At 57.2% G+C, this 24,724-nt stretch carries 19 protein-coding genes; 6 read left to right on the top strand and 13 right to left on the bottom strand.

Annotation, left to right across the window (positions count from 1 at the left end; genetic code table 11):
- The first annotated feature begins 73 nt into the window (after positions 1–73).
- From ligD to AC1Q8Q_RS13565, 3 genes are all read left to right on the top strand, one after another.
- Positions 74–2,677 (top strand): DNA ligase D, encoded by a 2,604-nt coding sequence (gene ligD / locus AC1Q8Q_RS13575; RefSeq protein ID WP_492615120.1) that lies wholly within the window; start codon positions 74–76, stop codon positions 2,675–2,677.
- A 916-nt stretch (positions 2,678–3,593) separates the two neighbouring features.
- The gene (locus tag AC1Q8Q_RS13570) at positions 3,594–4,619 is read left to right on the top strand and encodes a tyrosine-type recombinase/integrase (protein WP_020798286.1); all 1,026 of its coding nucleotides are present in this window, start codon (positions 3,594–3,596) and stop codon (positions 4,617–4,619) included.
- Between the two features lie 926 nt (positions 4,620–5,545).
- The gene (locus AC1Q8Q_RS13565) at positions 5,546–5,911 is read left to right on the top strand and encodes an XRE family transcriptional regulator (protein WP_492615119.1); all 366 of its coding nucleotides are present in this window, start codon (positions 5,546–5,548) and stop codon (positions 5,909–5,911) included.
- A gap of 312 nt (positions 5,912–6,223) precedes the next feature.
- On the opposite strand, the gene AC1Q8Q_RS13560 is transcribed toward AC1Q8Q_RS13565, so the two are convergent.
- From AC1Q8Q_RS13560 to AC1Q8Q_RS13515, 10 genes are all read right to left on the bottom strand, one after another.
- Positions 6,224–6,634, bottom strand: coding sequence for a DNA-binding transcriptional response regulator (locus tag AC1Q8Q_RS13560; RefSeq protein WP_042955446.1), 411 nt, complete (start codon positions 6,632–6,634; stop codon positions 6,224–6,226).
- 494 nt (positions 6,635–7,128) lie between these two features.
- Positions 7,129–7,545, bottom strand: a complete 417-nt coding sequence (locus tag AC1Q8Q_RS13555; RefSeq protein ID WP_042955445.1) for a response regulator — start codon at positions 7,543–7,545, stop codon at positions 7,129–7,131.
- Between the two features lie 422 nt (positions 7,546–7,967).
- Positions 7,968–9,221 carry an OprD family porin gene (locus tag AC1Q8Q_RS13550; protein ID WP_020798282.1) on the bottom strand — a complete coding sequence of 418 codons (1,254 nt, stop codon included), beginning with the start codon at positions 9,219–9,221 and terminating at the stop codon, positions 7,968–7,970.
- Positions 9,222–9,408: 187 nt separating this feature from the next.
- Entirely contained in the window at positions 9,409–10,941 is a 1,533-nt protein-coding gene (locus AC1Q8Q_RS13545; protein WP_020798281.1) for a UxaA family hydrolase, read from the bottom strand.
- A gap of 151 nt (positions 10,942–11,092) precedes the next feature.
- On the bottom strand, positions 11,093–12,178 hold the full coding sequence (locus tag AC1Q8Q_RS13540; protein WP_083348823.1) for a mannonate dehydratase: 1,086 nt from the start codon (positions 12,176–12,178) through the stop codon (positions 11,093–11,095).
- A 47-nt stretch (positions 12,179–12,225) separates the two neighbouring features.
- Positions 12,226–13,500, bottom strand: coding sequence for an MFS transporter (locus AC1Q8Q_RS13535; protein ID WP_269458350.1), 1,275 nt, complete (start codon positions 13,498–13,500; stop codon positions 12,226–12,228).
- A 203-nt stretch (positions 13,501–13,703) separates the two neighbouring features.
- Complete coding sequence (locus AC1Q8Q_RS13530) at positions 13,704–14,015, bottom strand: Dabb family protein (RefSeq protein WP_020798278.1); 312 nt, start codon at positions 14,013–14,015, stop codon at positions 13,704–13,706.
- Complete coding sequence (locus AC1Q8Q_RS13525) at positions 14,012–15,433, bottom strand: aldehyde dehydrogenase (NADP(+)) (RefSeq protein ID WP_492615118.1); 1,422 nt, start codon at positions 15,431–15,433, stop codon at positions 14,012–14,014. Before AC1Q8Q_RS13525 ends, AC1Q8Q_RS13530 begins: the two co-directional genes overlap by 4 nt.
- Complete coding sequence (locus AC1Q8Q_RS13520; protein ID WP_020798276.1) at positions 15,430–15,888, bottom strand: nuclear transport factor 2 family protein; 459 nt, start codon at positions 15,886–15,888, stop codon at positions 15,430–15,432. Before AC1Q8Q_RS13520 ends, AC1Q8Q_RS13525 begins: the two co-directional genes overlap by 4 nt.
- Complete coding sequence (locus tag AC1Q8Q_RS13515) at positions 15,885–16,697, bottom strand: RraA family protein (protein WP_020798275.1); 813 nt, start codon at positions 16,695–16,697, stop codon at positions 15,885–15,887. The genes AC1Q8Q_RS13520 and AC1Q8Q_RS13515 overlap by 4 nt, the downstream gene beginning before the upstream one ends.
- A 183-nt stretch (positions 16,698–16,880) precedes the next feature.
- Between AC1Q8Q_RS13515 and AC1Q8Q_RS13510 the strand changes: the two genes are divergently transcribed.
- Both AC1Q8Q_RS13510 and AC1Q8Q_RS13505 read left to right on the top strand, forming a co-directional pair.
- Positions 16,881–18,488 (top strand): IclR family transcriptional regulator domain-containing protein, encoded by a 1,608-nt coding sequence (locus tag AC1Q8Q_RS13510; RefSeq protein WP_020798274.1) that lies wholly within the window; start codon positions 16,881–16,883, stop codon positions 18,486–18,488.
- A 157-nt stretch (positions 18,489–18,645) separates the two neighbouring features.
- Positions 18,646–20,298 (top strand): methyl-accepting chemotaxis protein, encoded by a 1,653-nt coding sequence (locus AC1Q8Q_RS13505; protein WP_020798273.1) that lies wholly within the window; start codon positions 18,646–18,648, stop codon positions 20,296–20,298.
- Here the strand turns inward: AC1Q8Q_RS13505 and AC1Q8Q_RS13500 are convergent.
- Genes AC1Q8Q_RS13500 through AC1Q8Q_RS13490 form a run of 3 tightly spaced genes read right to left on the bottom strand, consistent with a single transcriptional unit; the run spans position 20,286 to position 23,458 of the window.
- Entirely contained in the window at positions 20,286–21,812 is a 1,527-nt protein-coding gene (locus AC1Q8Q_RS13500) for a DHA2 family efflux MFS transporter permease subunit (RefSeq protein ID WP_020798272.1), read from the bottom strand. The two genes, AC1Q8Q_RS13505 and AC1Q8Q_RS13500, sit on opposite strands and share 13 nt — an antisense overlap.
- Positions 21,805–22,986 (bottom strand): HlyD family secretion protein, encoded by a 1,182-nt coding sequence (locus AC1Q8Q_RS13495; protein WP_020798271.1) that lies wholly within the window; start codon positions 22,984–22,986, stop codon positions 21,805–21,807. The genes AC1Q8Q_RS13500 and AC1Q8Q_RS13495 overlap by 8 nt, the downstream gene beginning before the upstream one ends.
- Positions 22,979–23,458 (bottom strand): MarR family winged helix-turn-helix transcriptional regulator, encoded by a 480-nt coding sequence (locus tag AC1Q8Q_RS13490; RefSeq protein WP_020798270.1) that lies wholly within the window; start codon positions 23,456–23,458, stop codon positions 22,979–22,981. Before AC1Q8Q_RS13490 ends, AC1Q8Q_RS13495 begins: the two co-directional genes overlap by 8 nt.
- Positions 23,459–23,778: 320 nt before the next feature.
- Here AC1Q8Q_RS13490 and AC1Q8Q_RS13485 point away from each other — a divergent pair, with 320 nt between their 5' ends.
- Positions 23,779–24,720, top strand: coding sequence for a Rieske 2Fe-2S domain-containing protein (locus AC1Q8Q_RS13485; RefSeq protein WP_020798269.1), 942 nt, complete (start codon positions 23,779–23,781; stop codon positions 24,718–24,720).
- Positions 24,721–24,724 lie beyond the last annotated feature (4 nt).

Below are 24,724 nucleotides of genomic sequence, written 5' to 3'. Positions count from 1 at the left end.
GAACCTTCTCACACCTATTCGAGGTCTCAAGACAACAGCAGGTCGATGTTATCTGCACTTTGGGGAGGGCATCATGGAAAAGCAACTCGAAAAATACAACAGTATGCGTAACTTCGAAGAGAGCCCCGAACCTGCCGGCGTCGCCAAATCTGCGAAAGGCAAACGCAAGGAAAAAGCACACGCCTTGCAGTTTTGCATCCAGAAGCACGATGCTTCGCGCCTGCATTACGACTTCCGCTTGGAGTTAGATGGTGCGCTCAAGAGCTGGGCGGTACCCAAAGGTCCGTCGCTGGACCCCAAGAATAAGCGCCTGGCGGTGCATGTCGAAGACCATCCGCTGGATTACGCCACCTTCGAGGGAAGCATCCCCGAAGGGCACTACGGTGCGGGCGATGTCATCGTCTGGGATCGTGGCATGTGGATTCCCCAGGGCGACCCGGTCGAGGCCTATGCCAATGGCCGGCTCAAGTTTGAACTGCAAGGCGAGAAGCTCGTCGGCCTGTGGAGCCTGGTTCGCACGCACATGCCGGGCAAGCAGGAGCAATGGTTTCTAATCAAGCATCAGGACGGTGCCGCTCGACCTGAAAACGATTACGACGTGGTTGCCGCCGAGCCCGACAGCGTGATTAGCGAACGGACCATCGTCGCCAAAACAGCCAAGGCACCTAGGGCAGCCAAAGCCAAGGTCATCAAGCAGCCCACGGCGCCAGCACGCAAAGAACAGTCCGCACCACTCACCGGCGCGCGCAAGGCCGAGTTACCAGACAAGATCAAACCGGAACTGGCGACCTTGGTGGAAAAGGCCCCGGGCGGTCAATGGAGCTATGAGTGCAAGCTCGATGGGTTTCGGATGCTCGCTAGGATAGAAAATGGAAAGGTTCGACTCTTTACACGAAACGGCCATGACTGGACCCACAAGTTGCCCGGCCAGGCCAAGGCGCTGGTGTCCCTAGGCCTGGAATCGGCTTGGCTTGACGGTGAAATCGTGGTAGCCGACGAACACGGCGTACCGGATTTCCAGTCCTTGCAAAACGCCTTCGAGGCCGGCCGCAGTGGCAATATTCTCTACTATCTGTTCGATTTGCCCTACCTCAATGGCGTGGACCTGCGCGAGGTGCCCGTCGAGGAACGCCGGGCTGCGCTTTCGACGGTGCTCAGGACCAGCAATGACCCGCTGCTGCGCTTCTCCGAGGCCTTCAGTGAAGACCCGGAGGCCTTGCTCAACAGCGCCTGCCAAATGCAGATGGAAGGCCTGATCGGCAAACGCCTGGGATCGCCCTACGTCTCCCGGCGCAGCAGTGACTGGATCAAGCTCAAATGTAAGCATCGACAAGAGTTCGTCATCGTCGGCTTCACCGACCCTAAAGGGTCACGCAATGCCTTCGGTGCGTTGCTTTTGGGGCTGCATAACCGAGACAGCGGTGAGTTGCGCTACGCCGGCAAGGTCGGCACCGGGTTTACCGCGGCGACCCTCAACAGCATTCATCAACGACTCAAACCCCTGCAGACGAAGAAACCCGCGGTGGTCAACCCGCCCTGCGGTGCCGAGTTCAAGGCTGTGCATTGGCTCAAACCGCGCCTGCTGGCGGAAGTGGCCTTTGCCGAAATGACCAAGGACGGTTCGGTGCGCCATGCGGTGTTCCATGGCCTGCGGGATGACAAACCTGCCAAAGACATCACCGAGGAGCGTGCGACTGCCGTGAAAACCGTCCCTGCGAAAAAAACCGCTGCGGCCAAACCTTCCGCCGCGAAGAAGAAAGCCGAACCTGCGCCGTCGCAAATCGGCCTGGACCAAGGCAAGGTGCGTATCACCCACCCGGACCGTGTGATCGATGCCAGCAGTGGTACCACCAAAGTGCAGTTGGCGCAGTACTACGCCAGCGTCGCCGAGTGGATCCTGCCGCAGCTTAAGGACCGGCCCGTGGCGCTGGTGCGTGCGCCGGACGGCATCGCAGGGGAACTGTTTTTCCAGAAAAACGCCGAGCGCCTGGCGATCCCCGGTATCGCCACCCTGGACCAGCAACTTACGGGCCAGCCGATGATGCTCATCAACAACGCCGAGGCGCTGATCGGTGCGGTGCAGATGAGTACCGTCGAGCTGCACACCTGGAACGCCACCACGGACAACCTCGACAAACCTGACCGCTTCATCCTCGACCTCGACCCCGACCCGGCGCTGCCGTGGAAGCGTATGGTCGAGGCCACCCAGTTGACCCTGACGGTGCTCGATGAGCTGGGACTCAAGGCGTTCCTCAAGACCAGCGGCGGCAAGGGTATTCACTTGGTGGTGCCACTGACCCGCAAGCTCGGTTGGGAGGAGGTCAAGGACTTCAGCCACGCCATTGTCAGCCACATGGCCAAGATGCTGCCGGAGCGTTTTTCCGCGGTGTCGGGGCCGAAGAACCGGGTGGGGCGGATCTTCATCGATTACCTGCGCAACGGCTTGGGCGCGACCACCATCTGCGCCTACGCCGCGCGTACCCGCGAAGGACTGCCAGTGTCGGTGCCGATCTACCGTGAGGAGATTTCCGAGCTCAAGGGCGGTAACCAGTGGGACATCCACAATGTTCACGAACGCCTGGTGGAAGTAGGCGACGGACCTTGGGCAGACATGAAGAAGACCCGGCAGACAATCACGGCCGAGATGCGGCGGCGGGTGGGGATGAAAAAGGCCTGATCCAGACTGACGCGCCGATGGCGCCAGCAGTCTGGCCAAATGTCTGGTGAGTGCTCAGCCATTATCCAGTCTTGCGTTTACTAAAGTTGACTTAGGTAGGATCAACCCACTTTGTTGATTGAGCACATTGTTTACTGCGTGATCGACCTTGAACCACTCGAATCTTTCGCTAGGTTCTCCCTACCGTAATACTCGGTGCAGTCGAATGCTACTGAGTGATGGACACTACTTCTAAGCCTTGCTGCATCGGGCCTTGAGCGCTTCTCAAAGAAATCCATATGGACAGCGGTTTCATGTGGACATCCAAGTCATTCTTGTCCATATCGACCCAAGGCGGCCTGCTGCATGGTGAGGTTTGTGGATTGAAGGCGCAAGCTTGTACGCTTTCGGTCGATTTCGCCCTTTCATGAGAGGCAGAAAACGACCCAGGCTGTGTGAAAACGCACTGAACACTTCGAAAGCTGAGAGCTACGGGTGTTGCCTGCGAAACCAGCAGACGGAATCGGTGCGTTTTCACACAGCCTGAGTCGTTTTCAGTCGGTCGCGACAGGCGGATAACGGCCAAAAATCGTACACTCATCCTCTATGGGATGGCGGCTTTAGCTTGGTGTTTTAGTGATAATCGATGGCCGCGTCATGCAAACATTTATGATTTGTAGATTTGTCGCATTGCCAAATAGACGTCGTGATATTCAGTTGTCGCCTGGAGTCGCACGACAAAACGCAGGTACTCGTGAAATCTAATTAACGGTTGGACAGGCCGCTGTTAAGTGCTAGCGTGATAGGTGCGGTTTTCCTGGATCGTGCGGTCGGCTCGCTAAGGTGGTCACCATCAGGTAGCTCCCCCCCCTCTTTTCGCATGCTCTTCGACGATAGTCAGCGGGCAGCCGACACCCTGACGCATTGGAGAACTGCCATGCGTGTTCCAATTTATCCAGCCGACCTAGCCAACAACCTGGGTTTCAAACCCATAGCAAAAAAAATTAAACGTAATTGGCCTAGTAGCTCACCTTTGAAGCTCTCTGCGGCGCGTGAGATTTTATCTCGCGGACTCGGCTATCGTAATTTCAATGATGTTGTGAAGAGCTCAAAAAGCTGTCCGCTGAATACCATTGCGCCTACCTTGGCGGAGGTGAGGCACGGCATAAATACTTCCATTTTAGAGTACCTTCGAACGGAGTGCTCTATCCGCCTCGACCCGAGCGCTTTAGACTCGCTAGTGATGTTGTTGCCCTTGCAAGACTTTCAAGTTTTTAGAGGATCAAGTCACACGCAGCGAACGCGGCAACTAGAGACGCCATCGCTGAGGACTCTGCCCCCCTTCTCGGAACCGGAGCTTGATGTCCGTCCACTTGAGAAAGAGAACGGACAAGAGGTTGGTTCGTCAGGACCACATATCCATTGCACCCAGCGCTCGAAATCTACACGCGTGATGAGCCCAGAAGAGTTGGTGTCCTTGAAGCGAGTTATACAACAAAAAGATAGTTTTCGTGATGGGGCCTTGTTTGCGCTCCTACTGTCCGGAATGCGTTCGATCGAAATCGTTGAGGCCAAGGTCGCCCGCCTCAACTCTCCGTACACTTCAATCTCTTGGCTAGCTCAAAAAACCCGCACACAGGGGGAAAAAGTCAAATCAATTGCTCCCGCAGGGGCCTTAGCTCAATACATCCGAGGGGCTGGGCTCTCCGTGGGTGACTATCTGTTCCCTTCAAAAAATGCCCCCAAAGCACATATGACTGATAAAGAATTGCGTAAAATATTTCATTCTTGGCTGGTCGCTGCTCAGATAGAGGGTACCCGAACGTCTATCCATAGCGTTCGGTTATCCGTTGCTGTACATGCTGCTATGGCAGGAACTCCTGCCAGGATCCATACCGGGCACTATTCACCTGATATTGCGCGCTATTACATTCGTCCGTCCGATGAGGGGGCAGATTCGTAAGATGACGAATCATGCGCCAAGCGCCCAACGGCGCTTGGCACCTCCTGAAGTGATAAACAACCCCCAGTGACAGTCAGCTTTGGGTCGATTTGCGCCCCATCGCTATAGACCGAATCCGCCACAAAAGGCCACTTAGGTATTTGCCCTTAATAGAGACTCATCGCTGGCTACGTAGTGATACTCATGTGGGCACAGTCGTCCGCCCGGACCAAATAAAAGCTTAGCTGTGAAACATTCTAGGTACGTGAGAGCCTCCATCTGAACGTGGCGTTCATAAAAGGCACGTTGGCTGCATAGGATCCTGGCTCGGTTCTTCAGGCACAACTTCACCAGTTCCGCCAGCATGTAGCCGCGAATGTTGTACCGCGCGTCGACTGCGTTAATTACTGTCGCGTAACAAAAATGGAAGGTCAGCCTGTATTTACGGGGGCTTTGGGACGGCTGTCGATCGCTCACATTTCGCCCTCTTGGGATTTTTTCTACAGCCCTATGTATATAGCTGCCAAACCTGAGAAACGAGGATAATTGAGTGCATGTCACCCCGCAAAATAAAGAAAATGTTGGAAAAATCACCAAAAATTAAGATTTTTTTTGGTGACTCAACAAAATCTCTAGGATAAATGCTGCCTAAAAGGAAAAGTGCAGGCTGCGTACGCTTGGTCGAGAGCTCAGCCCTCTGGGAGAGGCAGCTATGGATCGGTTTCTGCCTCTTATGACGCGCAGAAAACGACCAGAAGCCGTCATTCACTGTCCATGTAAAGCCTTGCATGGCCTAGCCGATGATCCTCGGAATACAGTTCATTTATGTCGCCGTGGTCTGGGGATTCAGCAGAAGCGGCGAGAATATGAAAGTTTTTCTCTGTGCTGTCTAGAATTCCTGACGTAAAGTGCTTTTTAGCCAGTTAATGCCTAGGAAAATAGACGCTATGCGACTTTATATTCAATCGGATCAAATGCTCGCCGCCACAGTAGGGGCACACCTTCAAAAGCTGCGGTTGAAGAAGAACATCAGCGTTGAGACGGTAGCGGAGAACGCGGCGATCAGCCGGCAGACTCTGCACCTGATGCTCAATCAAGGCAAAGGCACCTTGATCAATCTGATCGCCGTTTTGCGCGCCCTCGGCGAGTTGGAGCGCCTGAGTTCGTTGTTGGAGGAGGTGCGGCCCAGTCCGCTACAAATCATGCGCATGGAAGGCAAAAAGCGACGACGCGCCTGCGGCTCTCGTGTTACCTCCGACGAAGCCAAAGCGGAGGTTGTTAATTCCCGCAAGCACAAAGATCTTGATTGGTGATGACAAAGCCGGTCGTCCATCTCCGACTTTGTAGATTGTGGGTAAGCTGCCCATCGCAGGGGACGGAAAACGACCCAAAGCTGACGATGGCGACCGGTTGTATCCACAACCCAAAGGTGACGCTGACGACAGCCAAAAATCAGCCCCAAACAGGTAATCCGGCAAGCCGTTTTTGGCCGAAATGAAAAAACCAGTTTGGGCGGGCCTGGGGACTCACAACGAGCGGCGCTGTTCTATCAGCGAGTGGCGAGTGTTGAGGGCGTCTGCTAAGGCGCAAGTCGACCCGAAACAGTCGTTCAAGAATTCTAGTGATTAGTTCTTGTCGATGGGGTGACTAGGTTGAACCAGCGTTGCTACTGCCATCACCAAATCATCCATTGACCACGGCTTTTGTAAATGGATTGTTGAGTCGGGCAACGTTAAGGGGACGAGTTCATAGCTGGATGTAAGAACGGCGGCGGTCAGTGGCCATTTCTTTTTCACTAACTTAATGAAGTCCGCACCGCTCAACTGACCAGGCTGGCCTTGATCAACGATCACCAACGGACAACCGTCGGGTATTCCCATCAAGTAGATCAAAGCATCGCCGGCAGATTGGAAATCCAAAGGGCTGAGGCCGATCTCGTCCAGAATTTCTACCATCGACATCCTCAGCGTGGGGTCGTCCTCAACAACGATGACCCATCCATTCAGCGGTAAGGGTTTTTCCCGCTTTGCCTTCATGCTTGATCCTTATTCAGATATCACCAAAGGCAGTGATAGCGTCTCTCCCAGTTTAGGCGTTTTTTTCCAGAGCTATCCCTGTTTGCCAATTTGGATAGAAACAGAAACAGCCCGATGTCGGCACCATATCTGGGAGCTCAGCACCGTATGTAAGGAAAGTCTCCCCCGCTTTTGGGGAATTCTCGCAGGCAAGAAGCCTGGGCTTGACTGTGCCGGCTGGCTGGCTTGGTTATTGCTCAGATGCTCGCACCCTACAAATCGTTGATCGACTGGAGCCTTGTGGAAACATCCTATTCTTCTAGGAGTAACGTTTGGAATCGGGATACTCGCGATTGGGTTTGCAGTAATCGTGACCCTACTGCTACAGGAGTTGAGATAATGCGCGGCAAGACATGGAGATGAACCACATTCTACGTCTGCTAGTAACAATCTCCGCGTGGTGCGTTGCCGTCGCGCTCGCGAGCTTGTTGGTGTTCGAATAAACCTCCAGCGACTCAGGGGGATGTCTTCACGATGGGGTTACCGGGCTGCAGCAGGGTGGCCACCGAAATCACCAGGTCATCCAGGGACCAAGGCTTGTGCAGATAAATCGTATGGACCGGTAAGTCGCTTGGATCGATCAAATAACCGGATGTGAGAATGGAGGCGATCCAAGGCAGACGACTTTGGATCATCTCAATAAACTCCATCCCTTGGATCTGCCCTGGTAGCGCCTGATCCACGATCACAAGCGGGCAGTGGAAAGTGTTCTGCAAAAAGTACGTCAGCGCGTCGTCTGCAGCCTCAAAAGCCAGAGACTGGGCGCCAATCTCGGACAGGATGTCCGTCATCAGTGATCGAAGGGTCGGATCATCCTCAATAACGATCACCGTACCTTCGATCGGCAGCATTCCTTCCCAGTTCACGTTCACAGGCCTTGCCCTTCAAGGTCGGATTTTTTGCCTCATCGAAAAGACAGCATAGGACGATTTTCTCAGCGTAGTCGCTGCACTCGTACTCTATGCGCTGTTCTCCGCAGACCAAACGCGTGCGTTTAATACACAAGCGCTCCAAGAAGTGCTGAGTGAAGCAAAGGAATGGAGTAGGGGCGACCCATTTGTTCAACCAAGTGTGCTTATGGCGTAAGACATGAGGGGGCCCCTAAATGGGTGTTCGGTTTCAATAGAACTCGCCCCCATCACGGAACGTCTGGAAAAGTAGGGTGAATTGCTTCTGAAGGCGCGAACTGCCTTGGTAATTCAATTTTGAAGAGGTGCCTGCCATTCGCTGTGTGCCACAATTACGCCTGACGGCAGGAAGAATTATCTCGATCCTTCCCGCACGGTTTTGATGGTCAGAACAGTGGCAGGTTATAGCTGATGATCATTCTGTTTTCATCGATATCACGCAAGTAGTTCGAGCGCAGCGTTGCATAGCGCCAAAGTACCGCGACATTTTTCAATGTCCCGCTTTGAATCGCATAGCCAATATCGGTGTCACGCTCCCATTCCCTGCCTTCACCCGCCACGGTCGCCGGGTTGGCATGATCGGCCTTTGTGTAGCGCGTGGAGAAGGTTAGGCCTGGCACACCGAAGACGGCGAAATCGTAGGTGTAGCGCAGTTGCCAGGAGCGTTCGTCGCGCTCCATGAAGTCGTTTGCCATCATGTAGTTAGTCAAGTACGCATCGGTACCAACGATGTAAGGCATTGCAGTTGATCCGCTCAACCCCTGATAACCGAGCCCGACGCCATGGCCACCCAAGCTGTAGGCGACCAGTGCGTTAAGGGTACGGTTGTCGACCTTGCCGGCACCGGCATTACCGACATCACTGCTGAGGTAATACCGCACATCTGTCTTTAGAGTACCGCTACCCAATGGTAGGGAATGCACCAAGCCCAGATACTGCTGACGATAGATGTTTTCCAGCTCACCGTACTGATAACTCAAGGTCAGATTCTTGCTTAGAGCGTAGTCAGCGCCGGCCATTTTGAAGTCGTCGGCGTCGGGAGTGGCTTTGAAGCGCTTGTTCTTGCTGACCAGGGTCAGAGGCTGGTTATGAGAGTAGTCACGCAGCGTGGTGCGGTTGATGTCGCCCAGGGTCAGTGTGAAGTTGTCCAGTTCCTTGGCGGTGAGGATGCCGCCCTGGAAGGTCTGGGGCAGGATACGTCCGGTGCTGGAAGATATGACCGGATACTTGAGAATCTGCGTACCGACCTTCAGCTCGGTTTTCGACACCTTGATCTTGGCTGCCGCGCCGAACTTGCTGTACTCGTCAGGGGCCCGACCATCTTCGCCGACCGGCAACAAACCGGTGCCACTGCGATCGGGGGCCGAGTCTAGCTTGATCCCCAGCATGCCAATGGCATCGAGCCCGAAGCCGAGGGTGCCTGCGGTGTAGCCGGACTTGTAGTCGAGGACGAAACCCTGTGCCCATTCTTCACGTTTGGAGATACCCGGGTCTTCGCGAAAGTCTCGGTTCAAGTAGAAATTACTGGTCTGCAGTGTGGCGTGGCTGTCTTCGAGGAAACTTGCTGCGTGGCCGGCACTGCTGAACAGTCCCATTGGTAGCAAAGTCGAGCAGATGAGCACTTTGTTGTTGTGTTGCATGGTGGCTCCCGTTGAATCGCAGGCATGGCTGCGCCAACCGCCTTTTCGGCGGAATCGTTGTTGTTATTTGAAGGAGAACTCAGTTCACACGGTGACTCATACGTGACGAGTCAGCCGAGCATCCTGTCGAGCGACCTGCCGCAAGGCCATGCGGCAGGGGCAACGTGTAGCGACAACGGCACCGGTGTCATGCAAGCACGCCGATCTGCCATGGGCAGAATTCGTCTTCGCCCAGGCCGTTGAGTTCACTCTTGGTTTTGTCTCCCGAGGCGTGAGTCAGCAGGCGCTCGAAGATTTCCTGGCCCATTTGCTGGATGGTCTTGTCGCCGTCGATGATCTGGCCGCAGTTGATGTCCATGTCATCGCTCATGCGATTGAACATGGGCGAATTGCTCGCCAGTTTGAAGGTCGGTGCAGGAACCGAACCGAAGCACGAACCACGCCCGGTGGTAAACGCGATCATGTTGGCGCCACCGGCGATCTGGCCGGTCGCGGACACCGGGTCATAGCCGGGGGTGTCCATGAACACTAGGCCATGGGTCGTCACCGGGTAGGCGTATTCATACACATCCATCAGTGGTGCGTTGCCGCCTTTCTTGGCACCGCCCAAGGATTTTTCCAGCACGTTGGCCAGGCCACCGGCGTTGTTGCCGGGGCTGACGCGACCATTGATCTGGGTGTCGCGGCCCTTGTTGTATTCCAGCCACCAGTCGATGCGGTCAATCAGTTTGCGACCGACTTCGGGGGTGGCGGCTCGGGCGGTCAAGGTGTGTTCGACGCCGAAAATTTCCGAGGTCTCGGAGAGAATCGCGGTCCCGCCGTGGCGCACCAGAATGTCAACCGCAGCGCCTAGCGCCGGGTTGGCCGAGAGGCCGGAGAAGCCGTCAGAGCCACCGCATTGCATGCCGATGATCAGGTGTTCGGCCGACACGGTTTCGCGTTGCACGGCGTTGGCTTGGGGCAGCATCGCTTGAATCATCTTGATGCCTTGGTCTACCGCGGTTTTAACGCCGCCGACGTCCTGGATCACCAGCGACTTGAGCATGTCTCCCAGTACAAGTTGCTCCTGCTCGATGAAACCATAGATATTGTTGCGCTCGCAGCCCAGGGCAATCAGCAGGCCGCCGGCGGTGTTGGCGTGCTTGATGTGGCCGCCGATGGTACGGCGCAGCAGGTTCATCGGTTCGCCGGTCATTTCCATGCCGCAACCGATTTCATGCACGAAGGGCACGACGCCGTCGATGTTCGGGAAGGCGGCCAGGCGCTCTTCGTCAAAGTGATTGGCAATTTTGCGTGCCACGGTGGCGCCGCAATTGCCGACGACAAAAATGCCGAGGTAGTTGCGCGTGGCCACCCGGCCATCTTCGCGAATGATGCCCTGGAACGTCGCGCGCTTATCGGCTGGCAACAGGTCGGTGGGCACGTAATCCAGGCCGTAGCGATAATCGCGAGCGGTTTCGCCGAACTCAATGTTGTGGCTGTGCATCCAGGTACCTGGTGGCAAGTCTTCGCTGGCATAGCCAATCACGGTGTTGTACTTGAGCACCGGTTGGCCTTTTTCGATCATGCGTGCAGCAATCTTGTGCCCCAGCGGGACGTCCTGCAGCGTAGTCAATGATTCGTTAGTAATGGCAGTGCCTGTGGGGATTTCCACGCGTGCGACCACTACGTTGTCGGCAGGGTCCAGGCGGATCACGGGGCTGATTTCACGGGAGGTCATAATTAAGTCCTGCTTTTCTTATAAGGTCGATGCTGCTGACTTTGCCTGGCATGACCGAAGCGTCTAATTGCCGCGAGACAGTCCTCGCGTAAAGCACACATTCGACTGCGTACGCGGCAATAGATTGGCAGTGCTTCGGTGGAAGACTCGATCACGCTACTGCGGCGGGCCCTTGTTTTTGCAGCACTGCCTTGGTTTTTTCCTTGCCGATGCCTTCCCACAAACCCTGCAAGTACATGATGCCCAGTGCACGATCGTACAAGCCGTATCCTGGTACGCCTGTCTCTCCCCAAATCATGCGGCCATGGTCTGGACGGGCGTAGCCGGTGAAGTTGGCGTCATGCAGGGCCTTCAGGATTTCCGCCATATCCAGCGAACCACATTGCGTCGGGTGGGCGCTTTCATAAAAGTCACCGTTGTCGAACACCTTGACGTTACGCAGGTGAACGTAATGCACACGCTGGCGAGCGGCGAATTCGTTGATGAACGACGGCACATCGTTGTTGAGGTCCGAGCCGATGGTGCCGCTGCATAACGTCAGGCCGTTCGCAGGCGAGTCAATGATGCTCAGTACGCGGCGATGATCCTCGATGTTTTTGATAATTCGAGGAAGGCCAAACACCGAACGAGGCGGATCGTCTGCGTGTAGGGCCAGTTTCAGGCCAAGCTGCTCGGCAACCGGCACCAACTTGCCCAGGAACCACTCAAGGTTTTTCCACATCTGTTCGGTGCTGACATCCTTGTATTCTTCAAGCAGTGCCTGGAGCTTCTCTGCAGGGTATTTTGTACCGATGCCGGGTAGGGGAATCACACCTTTAGATACGTCCAGTCGATCAACCAACGAGGCCTCGAAAGACAATGTATTGGAGCCATCGGGCAGTTGGTACTCCATCTGTGTACGAGTCCAGTCGAATACAGGCATGAAGTTGTAGCAGACGATCTTGATACCGCTGGCGGCAAGATTCTTCAGCGTTTCAATGTACTGCGGAATAAGCGCTTCACGATTGGGCTTTCCCAGTTTGATGTCTTCGTGCACGCGGAAGCTGTCGACGACGTCCATTTTCAAACCATAAGCCGCCGCTGCGTCTCGCAGACTGGTGATACGGTCCACCGGCCAGACTTCTCCAAGCGGGGTGTCGTAAAGTGATGAAACAATGCCGTACAACCCGGGAATCTGATTGATGTACTGCAAATTGATTGGATCTTTCGGACCGTGCCAACGAAAAATCATCTTCATTTTTGGTGCCTCGCATATCTTTAATTGGAGTCAGTTGGAAACCGAATTCAAGTTTTCGGATGAAGCTTGAAGCGTTGGATCTTGCCGACGATCAGCCAGTAACTGGCGACCGCTACCAATCCGTGAGCGCCGACGTAGAGCAGTGCGCCATCGAAGGAACCTGTGGTTTGAAGGATGTAGCCGATGACCACCGGGGTTACGATTCCAGCGGTGTTGCCGAAGGCATTAAATACGCCACCGGTAGTCCCGATAAGCTCTTTGGGCGCGGTGTCGGCGACCACTGTCCAGCCCATCGAGCCGAAACCCTTACCGAAGAACGCCAGGCTCATCAGCACAACGACCACGGCAGCGCTTTCGGCATAGTTACAGAGAATGATGCTGGCGCTGAGCAACAGGCCAATGGTGATCGGGGTTTTACGAGCAATGCTCAAAGAGCCCGTTTTCTTCAGGATCAGGTCGGAGATAAAACCGCTGGACACGCCGCCCACCAAGCCACACAACGCTGGAATTGCTGCGATAAACCCGGCCTGAAGGATGTCAAATCCACGTTCCTTGACCAGATAAATCGGAAACCAGGTCATGAAGAACCAGGTGATCGAAGTGATGCAGTATTGGGCCAGAAAAATCCCGACCAGCATGCGACTGCGAAACAACTGTCCGATCTCGCCGAGCTTCATGCCCTTGCCGGTATTTGCCGCTTTGGATTTCAAACTCTCCAGATCAACAAGGCCGTCGCCAGCGCGGATGTATTCCAGTTCCTCGCTGTTCATCTTCGGATGGTCAATGGGCAGGTAGTAGAATTTCCACCAGATGGCACCAATCACCAGGCCGATGGCGCCCATGATGATGAATACGTACTCCCAGCCGTAGGTGTAGCAGAGCCATCCCATGACTGGGGTGAAGACAGCCAGCGACAGGTATTGCGCGCTGTTGAAGATGGCGCCGGCAATACCGCGTTCGGAGGAGGGGAACCATGCGGCAATGATGCGGCCCGAGGCTGGTCCGACCGGAGACTCAGCAGCACCGAGCAAAAAGCGCAGGGCCAGTAGCAGTGGTACCACCATGCCAATGAAATGCACCATACCCATCATCACCGTGAAGCAAGACCAGATCACCACGGCCAGCATCATTGAAAGCTTCGAGCCGATACGGTCGGTCAGCCACCCGGAGGGGATCAGGAAGATTACGTACGCCCAGCTGAATGCCGAGAACAGGTATCCCATTTCCACAGAACTGATACCGAGCTCCTTGCTCATGTCGGTCCCTGCGACCGACAGTGCAGCACGATCCCCCGTACTCAGGGCGAGAACGATGGTGATCAACGCCAGAATCAGAAAGCGATAGCTGCTCTATTTCGTGGTCGCCGCCGCGTCCTGGTGGCCCTTCGATTGGGCCGAGACCGCGGCAACTGGCGTGTTTCCTTCCAGCGCGTAGCGCTCGTTGTTGTTCATGTGTGCCTCGTCTAATTATTTTTGTAGAGTGCCCAGGCATTGGCGACCCTTGGGAGCCAATACCTGTAACGGGATCAAGCGGCCTGGGTGTCTGCCTCCGTGTAGTCCACAACGACCCATTCGAAGTACTTTTTCAGTTCAGTGACCAGGGCAACGTGCGCCGGGTGAGGCAGGTAACGGTTGACCGCTTCGGCATCGTCGAACGTCGTCTCCAGCACGTAGTCCCAGCAGATCGGTCGGTCCAGTTCATTGGCCGACACCTTCCAGCTGCGGGCAAACTCAATGTCCTTGGCGAGGTCGCTCATCCACTGCACGAGATGGTTTTCCAGCTGTGGGTTTTTCTCCACCGCAGGCAGGCGCCGGAACATCACGATGTGTTTCATCATGGCTGGGCTCCTTGCTGGGCGAGTGCCCATGCCGGAGCATCCTGCAACGCCACCGGGCGCAGGTAGCGCTGCAGCGCGGCGTAGCCCACCGAAGTGCTTTGTGGTTGAGTCGACGCAGGCCAGGGGCCGCCATGTTGCTGTGCGTGCGTGACGGCAACGCCTGTTGGCACGCCCGAGAACAACACTCGACCGGCGATCTGGCGAGCGGCGCGAAGCAGCGCACGGGTGTCGTCGGTGGCGTCTTCGAAGCCCCAAAGCGTCGCCGTCAAGCTGCCTCCAATGGCGTGCAACACAGCGGTCGCCTGTTCGATGGACTCGACTGTCAGTACCACGGCGGCGGGGCCGAACATTTCTTCGCGAATATTGGCGTCTTCAATAAAGGCCTTGGCGTCGACCTTGAACAGACGCGGAGCCGGGCCTTCGCTATCGGCCAGTGGCTCGAATACTTGGCTCGCTGCATCGGATGCCAGCAGATGGGCGACTCCTGCATCAAATCCGTTTCGCATACCGGGAGTCAGCATGCGATGGGTCTTGATCGGTTGCAGTGCCGCGCTCAATTGCGCGACAAAACGGTCACTGGCCGGATGGTCGAGTAAAACGATCACCCCCGGGCTGGTGCAGAATTGTCCGGTGCCTTGGGTGATCGAAGCAGCAAGGGTGTTCGCCAGGGCCTCGCTGTCACGCTCTAGAATACCGGGCAGGGCGATCAATGGATTAATGGAGCCCAACTCACCGAAAAACGGAACAGGGCGACGGCGTTCGTTAGCGGCTTTCCAAAGCGCGGTCCCGCCTTGATAGGAACCGGTAAATGCAACGGCGGCAATCTGCGGATGCGCTACCAGGTGCAGGCCCGCTGCGCGGGAGGCGCCATCGACCAGGCCAAGCAGCCCGCCAGGCAAGTTCATGCCGTCAAGTACGCCCTGAGCCACCTCATGTACTGCGCGCGACAGCCGTGGGTGCCCGGAATGAGTCTTGACTACCACAGGGCAACCGGCCGCCAATGCCGAAGCGGTGTCGCCGCCCAGGACCGAAAAAGCGAACGGGAAGTTGCTGGCTGAAAACATCGCCACCGGCCCCAGCGGTTCGTGGGTGCGTGTCAGGCGTGGGCGACCTACGGGCGGCGCGCCAGCCGCGGCCTGATCGTCGATTGTCTGGTATGGCACACCGGCCTCTACCTCGTCGGCGAAACCACGCAGTTGAAAGGCCGTTCGCGCCACTTCACCGTTGAGTCGCCCGGCACCCAGGCCGGTTTCTTCGTCGGCCAGTGCCACAAGAGCGGCTTGGTACTGTTCAAGACCGCTGGCCAGTCCACGTAGCAAGCCGCTGCGAACGGAGGGCGCGGAGGCCGCCCAGAACCCGGCGACGGCACCGGCAGCCTCGACAGCTGCATCGATCAATTGAAACTCGGTGGTGCTCATTGTTCACCTCCTGTGGCCGGTTCCAGGTGGTAACCACGACCCGCGTAATCGAAGTCGACGATTTCGTTGATGGCCACTTCCTTGTCGGCAGGTGAGGCGTAGTAAGCGCGGATCTCTTTGATCAGACCAGTATGCTCGTCAAAGATGTACCACTCGTCACCACGCAGCGCAGTACCCAGTTTACCCTTCCAGTGCGTCCACTCGATCACCGCTTCAGGGCTGTCATGGCTGACGAGAATCTTCTCGATGGTCCATTGCGAGCCGAGGTTCTCGACGCACCACACCCATTTGGACGCGATGGTCTCGGCAGTGCGCCAAGGAATTTCTGGCAATCCGGCTGGGAAGTAGTGCACGGCATCCGGAGTGAAGCACGACACCAATTCGGCGTGATCGCCCGCGTTGCAAGCAGCAAAGTAGCGACGGATCAGTGCGGCGTATTCGGCTTGTTTGCTCATTGTTCATCCCCCTTGTTGATGATGCTCGGGATGGCAGGACGACCTGAGGCTACCCATGCGTGGTAGTCAGAGATGGCGGTTGGACCTGGTGGATAGACGCCCCAGAGTGCTTCGCCGGCGGCGATGCGCATCGCCAGATAGCCTTCCAGGTCGTCCTGCACGGTGCAGTAATCGGCCAGCTCTTCTGCCAGATGCGCAGGAATCACCGTCAAACCGTCGCCGTCGCCGACGATGATGTCGCCTGGATACACCGCCACACCGGCACAGCCGATCGGTACCTGCAAGTCAGCCACGTGGTGATAGGAGATGCGCGTGGTTGCAGTGACTTCGCGGGCAAAGGCAGGCAGCGGCAAAGCGGCAATTTCACTGCCGTCGCGCAGGGCGCCGTCGGTAACGATAGCCCGGGCGCCACGGGCCAGCAGACGGGTCACCAGGATATTGCCCGCCGACGCCGCACGCGGGTCGTTCTGGCTGTCGATGACCAGCACGTCGCCCGGCTGGATCTGTTCCACACCCTGCCATTGCAGATTGTTGTGGTTGGGTTTGGTGGTCATGGTGCCGTAGGTGTCGATGTCCTCGCGGGCCGGTATGAAGCGCATGGTGAAAGCGCGGCCAGCGAACGGCTTGATGTCTTTGTTCATGGCGCGAAGGCCGACCAGGGCTGGCTGACGAAAACCCAATTTGAACAGTTGGGTGGTCAGCGAACCGCTGCTGCAACGGGCTAGGCGTGCCAGCACTTCATCGCTGACATGAACCTGGCGCTCGTCGGTTTCTTCCAGTGTGTCGGCGTATTGGTGGATCTGCGTCATTGTTGTTCTCCTGTGCTCTTACGCATGGCGTGTAGGTGCACCAAGTCATTGGTTATTCCCGTAATTTGGGACTAATAATGTTTGTGATGACCTGATATCGTCAGATCCTAGAGGTTTGTTGACGTGTGCAATACCCGTCGTATGATCCAGTTCATTCGTTGTTCCATATGGTGGGAATAAGTCATGAAAGCAGGAGAGGGCACGGGTGCACTGGAGAAGGCGCTGGATGTGTTGGAGGCCGTTGGTTCCGCGCCTCGGGGCGTCAGTCAGGCCGAATTGGCAGGGCAGCTGGAGTTACCCAAAACCACGCTGTATCGAATCATCGCCAGCCTGGTGGAGCGCGGCATGATTCGCCGCGATCCGGTGCACAAGGTTTACCGGTTGGGGTTCCGTTATCTGGAACTGGTGCGCAATGCCTATCTGATGCCGGACCTGGTAGCGGCCGCGAGTTTCGAGTTGCGGGCCTTGCGCGATCTGACCGGCGAGACGTCCTATCTGGCGGTGCTCGATGGCAATCAAGTCAGATCTCTCGAGCGTTGCGACGGCGCGCACACCATGCGTTCGGCGGCGGCGCTTGGCCAGAGCAAGCCGGTGTATTGCACGGGTCAGGGCAAGGCAATTCTTGCGGCGATGGATGAAGCCGCTCGTGAGGCAATCATCAAGGGGCTGGTGCTGACACCGCTGACCGAACTGACCATCACCGATCGTCGACGCCTGCATACCGAGTTGCAGATCACCCGGGCCAGGGGCTATGCCATCGACGATGAGGAGATTGTGATGGGCGTGCGTTGCGTGGCTGCGGCGATCCGGGATAACGCGGGAAATGTGCGCGGCGCCTTGAGTGTGGCAGGGCCGGCTTATCGCTTGACCCTTGAGCGTCTGGAGCTGCTGGGCCCTGAGATAAGCGAAGCGGCAAGACGCGTGGGGGCTCAGTTGAGCGAGCCGCGCATTCAAATCGGCGACACCGACGTCAAACTGGTCGATAGTCCGTGGGCGTTCAATGGCGCTTTCCCGCGTTGGTCGAGCAAGCTTCGTTGCCTGTTTTGGGCGGATACCCTGGCGCCGGCCATTCGCATGCTGGATGGCGATGGCGAGCGTATTTTCGCCCGCCTCGAATCCCCGGTCGTGGCGATGGAGCTGCATAGCCAGGGATTGCTGGTCGCCCATACCCAGGGTTGGTCGCTGATTGACTTTGAAGGTTGCGAACATCCCTTGCCCGACTGGCCCGGCAAGAGCCTCTTGGGGCTTTGTAGTCGACCTGACGGCAGTGTCTGGGCGTGCCTGGCGAGCCACACCGGCTGCAAGGTGGGAGAGTTGAACCGGCATGGTGATCTGCGCTTGTCCTGGGAGTTTCAGGAAAACATCACGTCAATGTGCTGGGATGAGCGTGGGCAGGCGTTTTACGCAATCGGGCCGGAAACCGGGTCGGTCTACGTCGTGCAGGCAGGCAGTGTGAATGTTCGGCGCTTGGCCACGTTGCCCAAAGGGTCGGGGCGGCTGAGCGGACTGGCCCTTGATCGAGAGGGGGGTGTTTGGACCACATTGCGCGACGGTTGGAGCCTGGTTCGATTTGCCGAAGACGGCAGCATTGATCGAATGATTGGTTTGCCGATTCCAGGGCCGACGGACCTGGCTTTCGGTGGTGAAGACCGTGACACCTTGTACATCACCAGCGCACGTCACGACATTCCGATGGAAATGCTGAACAACGCTCCAGGATCAGGGCATTTGTTCAGTATCTACGTGGAGCACGGGGGAGCCTTGGCCAATATCACGGAGTGGACAGTTTGATGGTCCTGTATTGCTTTAGTTTATCCAACGTGAAGGTGCTGATAACCATTTGAGGTATCATCTAACATTCTGATAGTAGAATGAGATACCGTATAGAGAATATGATGGAGCTGATGTTGGCCTGTCATTTCCTATAAAAACAAAAACGGTAATCAGAATGTCATTTCTCAAAGGCTATTCAATCGGCGCCAAGCTCTTTGTGCTGCCCGCATTATTTGTTATCGCTTTATTGGTTGTTTCGGGCCTTGCCTATCATGGGCTGGCCAGGCAACAGGCGGTGATCGAGGAAATCGACCAGTTGCGTTTCCAGCAGTATCGCCAGGTACTGGAAACCGCGTCTGCGTCGCAGGCGGCAATGGTCGGGGCCTATGCCATAGGCGCACGCATCCTTGAATCCAATGGTCAGGCTTCTGCCGAGGAGCTTGAGTCCTATCTGGAAGATATGCAGGCCAGTGTCGATGACATGCGAGTCGGGCTGGACAAGGTGGCTCGCGAGACGCGTCTGGGTGAGGAGGAGAAAGAACTCTACCGCGCCGTGCAAGAACAGGCCGCCGTGGTCGGCGAAGGCCTTGCCGATTTCAAGCGCGCGGCCTTGAGTGACCAAATACAGGCGGCCTCGCTGCTGGGCAGGGTGCGCGCCGACAACAATGGTCTGCAAGGTCAATTCAATCGTTTGCTGGGACTGCAGGCGCAGCTGACCTCTGGCGCCTTTGCCGAGGCCGGCACTATGCAACGCCAGGTGTCACGGATGTTGGTTGCGGTATTAATCGCCGCCAGCGTACTCGCCGTCATTGTCAGTCTTTTGTTGCGCGCCCAGATCCTCCGGCCCATCCGGGAAATCGAACAGGCGTCGATCGAGTTGCGCGATGGCGACCTGACCCGACGCGTACGGGTCATGGGGCGAGATGAGGTGGCCCACACGGCCCAGGCATTCAACGAACTCATTGATAGCTTTCAGCAGGCGATGCGCCAGGTTGCCGGAGTCGCAGCGTCGGTCGGCGCGTCGGCGGAGGAGCTGGTGGGTACTTCGGCGCGCGTGGCGCAAAGCTCCACGGCGCAGGCCGGTGCGGTGGGCGCGGTGTCTATGACCATCGAGCAGATGAGCGACGGCATTGCGGCAATCTCCAGTCATGCTGAAAGTCTGCGCAGCTGCGCCGAAGCCAGTTTGCGTGGTGCGCAAGATGGGCACTTGGCCTTGTCGCGACTACTCGAGAAAATCGACAGCGTGCGCCATGCCTTCTCCGCCATCCGCGGCTCGGTGGGCGATTTTGTCGAAAGCACGACAGCGATCACCGCCAGCATCGGTCAGGTCAAGGACCTTTCCGCGCAAACCAGCATGCTGGCGCTCAACGCAGCGATCGAGGCCGCGAGGGCTGGTGAGAGCGGGCGCGGTTTCAGCGTGGTGGCCGACGAAGTGCGTAACCTGGCACAACGCTCGGCGCTGGCAGCCAACTCGATCAACCAGTTGACGTTGAAGCTGGAGAACCAGTCCGGGATCGTCGACCAGGCATTGAGTGCGGGCACCGTGGCACTTGAGGACAGCGGCCGGTTGCTGAGTGAGTTGGAAAGTACCCTGCAACAGGCGACGGAACTGGTCGGTGACTCCACGCGTGGGGTGGACCGGATTGCCGATGCGGTGAGCGTGCAGAGCGAGGGCGGGCGGGGCATCGTGGCCAACGTCGAGCACATCGCGCGCATGGCCGGTGAGGGTGATGCGATCACCCATCAGGTATCCGGAGCCGTGGTGTCCTTGCGCGAACTGTCCGATGAGCTGAACGTAGCGGTGGGGCGTTTTCGCTACGAGGCCTGATTGGCTTGATACTTCGCAGTCCTGAATATCAGCAGCAGCGGTATGACGCCAATGGATAACCACATCAGCAGCTTGAAGTCATCCAGGTAAGCCACCCAGCTGGCTTGAACAGTGATCAAGCCATCCAGGGCTGCACGCCCGCTGGCGGTCAGTGGATTGAGCTGGTTGTTGACAGGCCAGGCATCGAACAGGCGGTTGAATGGCGTCACGTAGGCGCCGATTTCGGCATGGTTGATCTGGGTGTTTTGCGCCAGCAGCACCGTGACGATCGAGATGCCAACGCTCGAACCGACATTGCGTGACAGGTTGTACAGGCCCGTGGCTTCGCCCCGCAAATGCGGGGGCAGGGTGGTAAAGGCGATGGTGGTTAGCGGGACGAACAACAGGCCCAGGCTCGCGCCCTGGATAAAGCCGACGTAGACGATGGTGTCGATGGACACGGCCGGTGTCCAACCGGTCATCATGTACATCGACCAGGCGGACAACACCAGGCCGCAAAACAGTATCCAGCGAATATCGACTTTTCCGATGATCTTCCCGGCAAGAAACATGCTCAGCATCGTCCCCAGGCCGCGCGGCCCCATGACCATGCCGGCGGTGAGAACCGGGTAGCCCATCAGGGTTTGCAGGTAGGGTGTCATCAATGCCAGCGAGGCCAGGTAGGTGATGCCGATGATGAAGATAAACACCACCGCCACCGAGTAATTACGATCCTTGAACAGCTTCAGGCTGATAAAGGGCTTGTCGTGGGTGAAGGTGTGGACGATGAAAATGTACGAAGCGATGGCTGCCACCAGCGCTTCCAGGATGATTTCCCCCGAGTCGAACCAGCCCAGTTGTTCGCCGCGGTCGAGGAACAGTTGAATCGACATGATGGCCACGCTGAGCGAGCCAAAGCCCAGCCAGTCCAGGCGTGCGGTTCGGTCGGCCGGGGTTTCCCGGATGAAGCGGGTCATGCCGATGAAGGCCAGCAACCCGATAGGCAAGTTGATGAAGAACACCCAGCGCCAGCTGAGGTGTTCCGTCAGCCAGCCGCCGAGCATCGGACCCAATACGGGACCGACCATGACCGATACCCCGAACAGGGCCACTGCCGACCCTCGTTCTTTCTGCGGGTAAATATCCAGCAGGATGCCTTGCGATAACGGCACCAATGCCGCCCCGGCCACCCCTTGCAGCAGACGGAACAGGATGATTTCTTCCAGTGAACGGGCAATGCCACAGAGCACCGACGCCAATACAAAACCCAGGATCGACCACAGCAACACGCGCTTGCGACCGAAGCGCCGGGCCAGGAAAGCCGAGGGCGGGGTCATGATGGCGGTGGCGACGATGTACGAGGTCAGCACCCAGTTAATCTGATCGGCGCTGGCCGATACGCTGCCCTGCATATAGGGTAGGGCGACGTTGGCGATGGTGGTGTCCAGCGCCTGCATGACCACCGCCAGCACCACACACAAGGTGATCAGTACCCGCAACGGCGATGGCGGAAGTGGTCCGGATACTTCACTCATGATGGCGTGCGAACAGGTTTGCCAGCGGCTTCGGCAGGCCACGGGCCGTGCCGGTGTCGATATCGACCACGGCGCTCATGCCATGGCGCAGCGCAGGTTTGCCTGCCGCATCGTCGATATGGATCCGTACTGGAATGCGCTGCACAACCTTCACCCAGTTGCCCGTGGTGTTCTGGGCCGGCAACAGGGAGAAGCTCGAACTGGACGCCGGGCTGATGCTTTCCACGGTGCCATGCCAGGTGACACCGGGATAAGTGTCTACTTCAATGGTTACGCCCTGGCCGATGTGAGCGTTGGTCAGCTCGGTCTCTTTCGGTGACGCAGCCACCCACAGCTGCTCGCTGGACACCAGGCTGAAGCCCGATTGTGGTGGTTGGAGGTACGCGCCCACTTGCAGCGAGTCAACGTTGGTGACGACGCCGTCGAACGGGGCGATGACCACGGAGTTTCGCAGGTTGCGTTCGGCTTCATTCAGTGCCGCCAGCGCTTGCAAGTAGGAGGGATGCAGCTCCAGAGCTCTGTCCAGACGCCCACCCAGTTGAGCCAGCGCCGCGGCAGCCTGGGCCTTGGCGACCGACACCTGCTGACGGGTGTTGTCGAGGTCCTGGTGGGCGTCGTCGTAGAGAGTCCTGGATACGGCGGCAACGCTGACCAGCTTTTCCAGCCGTTGCAGATTGGTCTGGTAAAAGGGCAATTTGGCTTCAGCCTGGGCGATCTCGGCCAGCGATTGGTTGTAGCTGGCCTTGAGGTAAAGGATCTGGTTGCGCGCGTTTTCCAGCTGCGCCTTGGCACTGGCCACGGCGATTTCAAAGGGCTCGGGCTTGAGACGGAACAACACCTGGCCTTTGCTCACGCTTTGGTTGTCACTGACTTCAATGGCCGCGACGATTCCGGCGACATCGGTGGAAACCCCTACACGCTCGGCCTGGATATAAGCATTGTCGGTGCTTACGATCTGGCCACCCAACACATACCAGGCAGCACAGGCCACGACACTGATCGGTGCCAGCAAGAACAGGCCGATGCGCCAGCGTTGGCGTGCCGTGTCAGCCGGAACTTCAGCATGGCCAACAAGGGCCGACGCCTCGGGCGCCTGCATCTGGGGTTTTTCCGCTGGCTCGAGCGGTCGGGCTTCAGCGTGCACGGCAGGGCGCTGCAATGTGGGCTCAGCCATGCTTCACCTCGCTTGCTGCACAACCTGTGGGCTCATCCACGGGCTGACCGCAGGCTGTCAGCAAGTGTTCACGCATACGTTCGAGGTACTGCAGCAATTGGTCGTGCTCCTGAATGGAGAAATCCGCCATGGTTTCCAGTCGGGTTTGCTCGCCGATGGTGCGCATGAATTGCAACAGCGGATGGGCAGCCGGGGTGAGAAACAGCAAGGAGTAACGGCGGTCGGTGGGGTGGTTTCGGCGTTCGATCAACCCGCGCTCCTGCATCTTGTCCAGCAAGCGCACCAGGGTGACCGACTCGATTTCCAACAGGTCTGCCAAGCCTTTCTGGTGGATGCCCTCATGAATCGACAGCTTGGCCAGGACTTGCCATTGCGAGCGCGTGAGACCGGCTGCGCGAGCCCATTGTTCAAAGCGCTTACGCATCAAGCGGGCAACGTCATGGAGGACAAAGCCGAGGGTGGATTGGGTCATCGTCAGCGCACCTTGGAGTCAATGAGCAAGCTAATGGTAATCAGGCTTATGGATTGCTCGCTAGCTATTTTTCATTAAAACATGATCAGATAAAGAAAAAATGTCCATTTGGAGGTCGCTTATCAAGCTGAAATGTGCTCTTTAAGCCGAAATGTTTCGGCTTTATGCCTGAATTTTGCCTTTTTATGCTGGGTTAAAAAATATCGACAGAAAATAAAAAACTGTCGAATTATGTTTGCTCTATCCACCACTAAGCACTACCGTTAGCGCTGACTGCGTTCAACGCAATTGCCCAAGACCAATAACAAAGAGGCAGCCCGATGAAGACCCCAGGCTGGTGGGCCATGGCGCTTTGCGAGGCCGTGAATGATCAAACGCCATTGGCCGTGGCCTTTGCCGGCGAGGAGTTGGTGCTGTTCCGAAACGCGGCCGGCCAAGCCTTTGCCTTGGAAGACCGTTGCCCACATCGGCGGGTGCCGCTGGCTCTGGGGCGAGTCGTCGAGTCCGGCCTGCAATGCGGTTATCACGGCTGGACCTTTGATGGCGCCAGTGGTGGCTGCACGCAGATCCCCAATCTGCATGCCGATGAGCGCGTACCTGCACGTTATGCCGCGCGTGCCTTTGCGGTGCGCGAGGAAAATGGTTTTGTCCATGTGTGGTTGGGTGAGGGGGCACCGCAAGGGGCATTGCCCAGCAGCGATTACCAACCCAGCGGACGCGAATTTACCGGTTCCACTATCGTCAACATGAGTCACGACCAGTACCTGGATGCGATGCTCGACGGTCCGGAATGCTTGCTCGGGTTTCCCCATGTGCGCCTTACCGATTTTTTCCTTGGCGATCTGCGCAGCGAGCAGGGGCGTGTGGTTCTGGAACGAGGTGCGGTATGGAGCACACAAATCCTGCCTTCGCAGTTTGTGGTGGATTACCCCTTGATTGTGCGCACCGCCGTCCCATTGAACGGCGGTACTGTTCGGGTGGATTTGCTGAGCGAAGATGAATTGCCGCTAGTGACGCTGATGATCGCGACCGGTGCCAATCGTCGTGGCACCACCAGCCTGTGTTGGCGTGGCTACGTGCATGAGCAGGTGCCGGCCAGGGCACCGTTGCGCTGGCGAGCAGCACGCCTGCGTAAACAAGCCCCATTCCAGGTGAAAAGCCTGATTGATGGCGCAGCCGTCGCGGCCTTGTTGCAAGCCTCATCCCGTGAACTGCGTGGGTTGCGCCAACCGCGCCTGATTCCCGTCAGCGCAGTCGTCTGAGCAC

It is taken from the genome of Pseudomonas sp. GW823-FHT06B06 (genome assembly GCF_058795195.1).
The sequence above is the reverse complement of the archived record's forward strand: the minus strand, read 5'-3'. Positions and strand labels throughout refer to the sequence as shown.

What these genes read in the sequence shown, in the direction of transcription:
- AC1Q8Q_RS13515 (WP_020798275.1), bottom strand. Translation starts at nt 16,697, where the DNA reads ATGACGCAGATCCACCAATACGCCGACACACTGGAAGAAACCGACGAG.
- AC1Q8Q_RS13570 (WP_020798286.1), top strand. Translation starts at nt 3,594, where the DNA reads ATGCGTGTTCCAATTTATCCAGCCGACCTAGCCAACAACCTGGGTTTC.
- AC1Q8Q_RS13520 (WP_020798276.1), bottom strand. Translation starts at nt 15,888, where the DNA reads ATGAGCAAACAAGCCGAATACGCCGCACTGATCCGTCGCTACTTTGCT.
- AC1Q8Q_RS13540 (WP_083348823.1), bottom strand. Translation starts at nt 12,178, where the DNA reads ATGAAGATGATTTTTCGTTGGCACGGTCCGAAAGATCCAATCAATTTG.
- AC1Q8Q_RS13500 (WP_020798272.1), bottom strand. Translation starts at nt 21,812, where the DNA reads ATGAGTGAAGTATCCGGACCACTTCCGCCATCGCCGTTGCGGGTACTG.
- AC1Q8Q_RS13530 (WP_020798278.1), bottom strand. Translation starts at nt 14,015, where the DNA reads ATGATGAAACACATCGTGATGTTCCGGCGCCTGCCTGCGGTGGAGAAA.
- AC1Q8Q_RS13525 (WP_492615118.1), bottom strand. Translation starts at nt 15,433, where the DNA reads ATGAGCACCACCGAGTTTCAATTGATCGATGCAGCTGTCGAGGCTGCC.
- AC1Q8Q_RS13490 (WP_020798270.1), bottom strand. Translation starts at nt 23,458, where the DNA reads ATGACCCAATCCACCCTCGGCTTTGTCCTCCATGACGTTGCCCGCTTG.
- AC1Q8Q_RS13545 (WP_020798281.1), bottom strand. Translation starts at nt 10,941, where the DNA reads ATGACCTCCCGTGAAATCAGCCCCGTGATCCGCCTGGACCCTGCCGAC.
- AC1Q8Q_RS13565 (WP_492615119.1), top strand. Translation starts at nt 5,546, where the DNA reads ATGCGACTTTATATTCAATCGGATCAAATGCTCGCCGCCACAGTAGGG.
- AC1Q8Q_RS13485 (WP_020798269.1), top strand. Translation starts at nt 23,779, where the DNA reads ATGAAGACCCCAGGCTGGTGGGCCATGGCGCTTTGCGAGGCCGTGAAT.
- AC1Q8Q_RS13550 (WP_020798282.1), bottom strand. Translation starts at nt 9,221, where the DNA reads ATGCAACACAACAACAAAGTGCTCATCTGCTCGACTTTGCTACCAATG.
- AC1Q8Q_RS13505 (WP_020798273.1), top strand. Translation starts at nt 18,646, where the DNA reads ATGTCATTTCTCAAAGGCTATTCAATCGGCGCCAAGCTCTTTGTGCTG.
- AC1Q8Q_RS13510 (WP_020798274.1), top strand. Translation starts at nt 16,881, where the DNA reads ATGAAAGCAGGAGAGGGCACGGGTGCACTGGAGAAGGCGCTGGATGTG.
- AC1Q8Q_RS13495 (WP_020798271.1), bottom strand. Translation starts at nt 22,986, where the DNA reads ATGGCTGAGCCCACATTGCAGCGCCCTGCCGTGCACGCTGAAGCCCGA.
- ligD (WP_492615120.1), top strand. Translation starts at nt 74, where the DNA reads ATGGAAAAGCAACTCGAAAAATACAACAGTATGCGTAACTTCGAAGAG.
- AC1Q8Q_RS13560 (WP_042955446.1), bottom strand. Translation starts at nt 6,634, where the DNA reads ATGAAGGCAAAGCGGGAAAAACCCTTACCGCTGAATGGATGGGTCATC.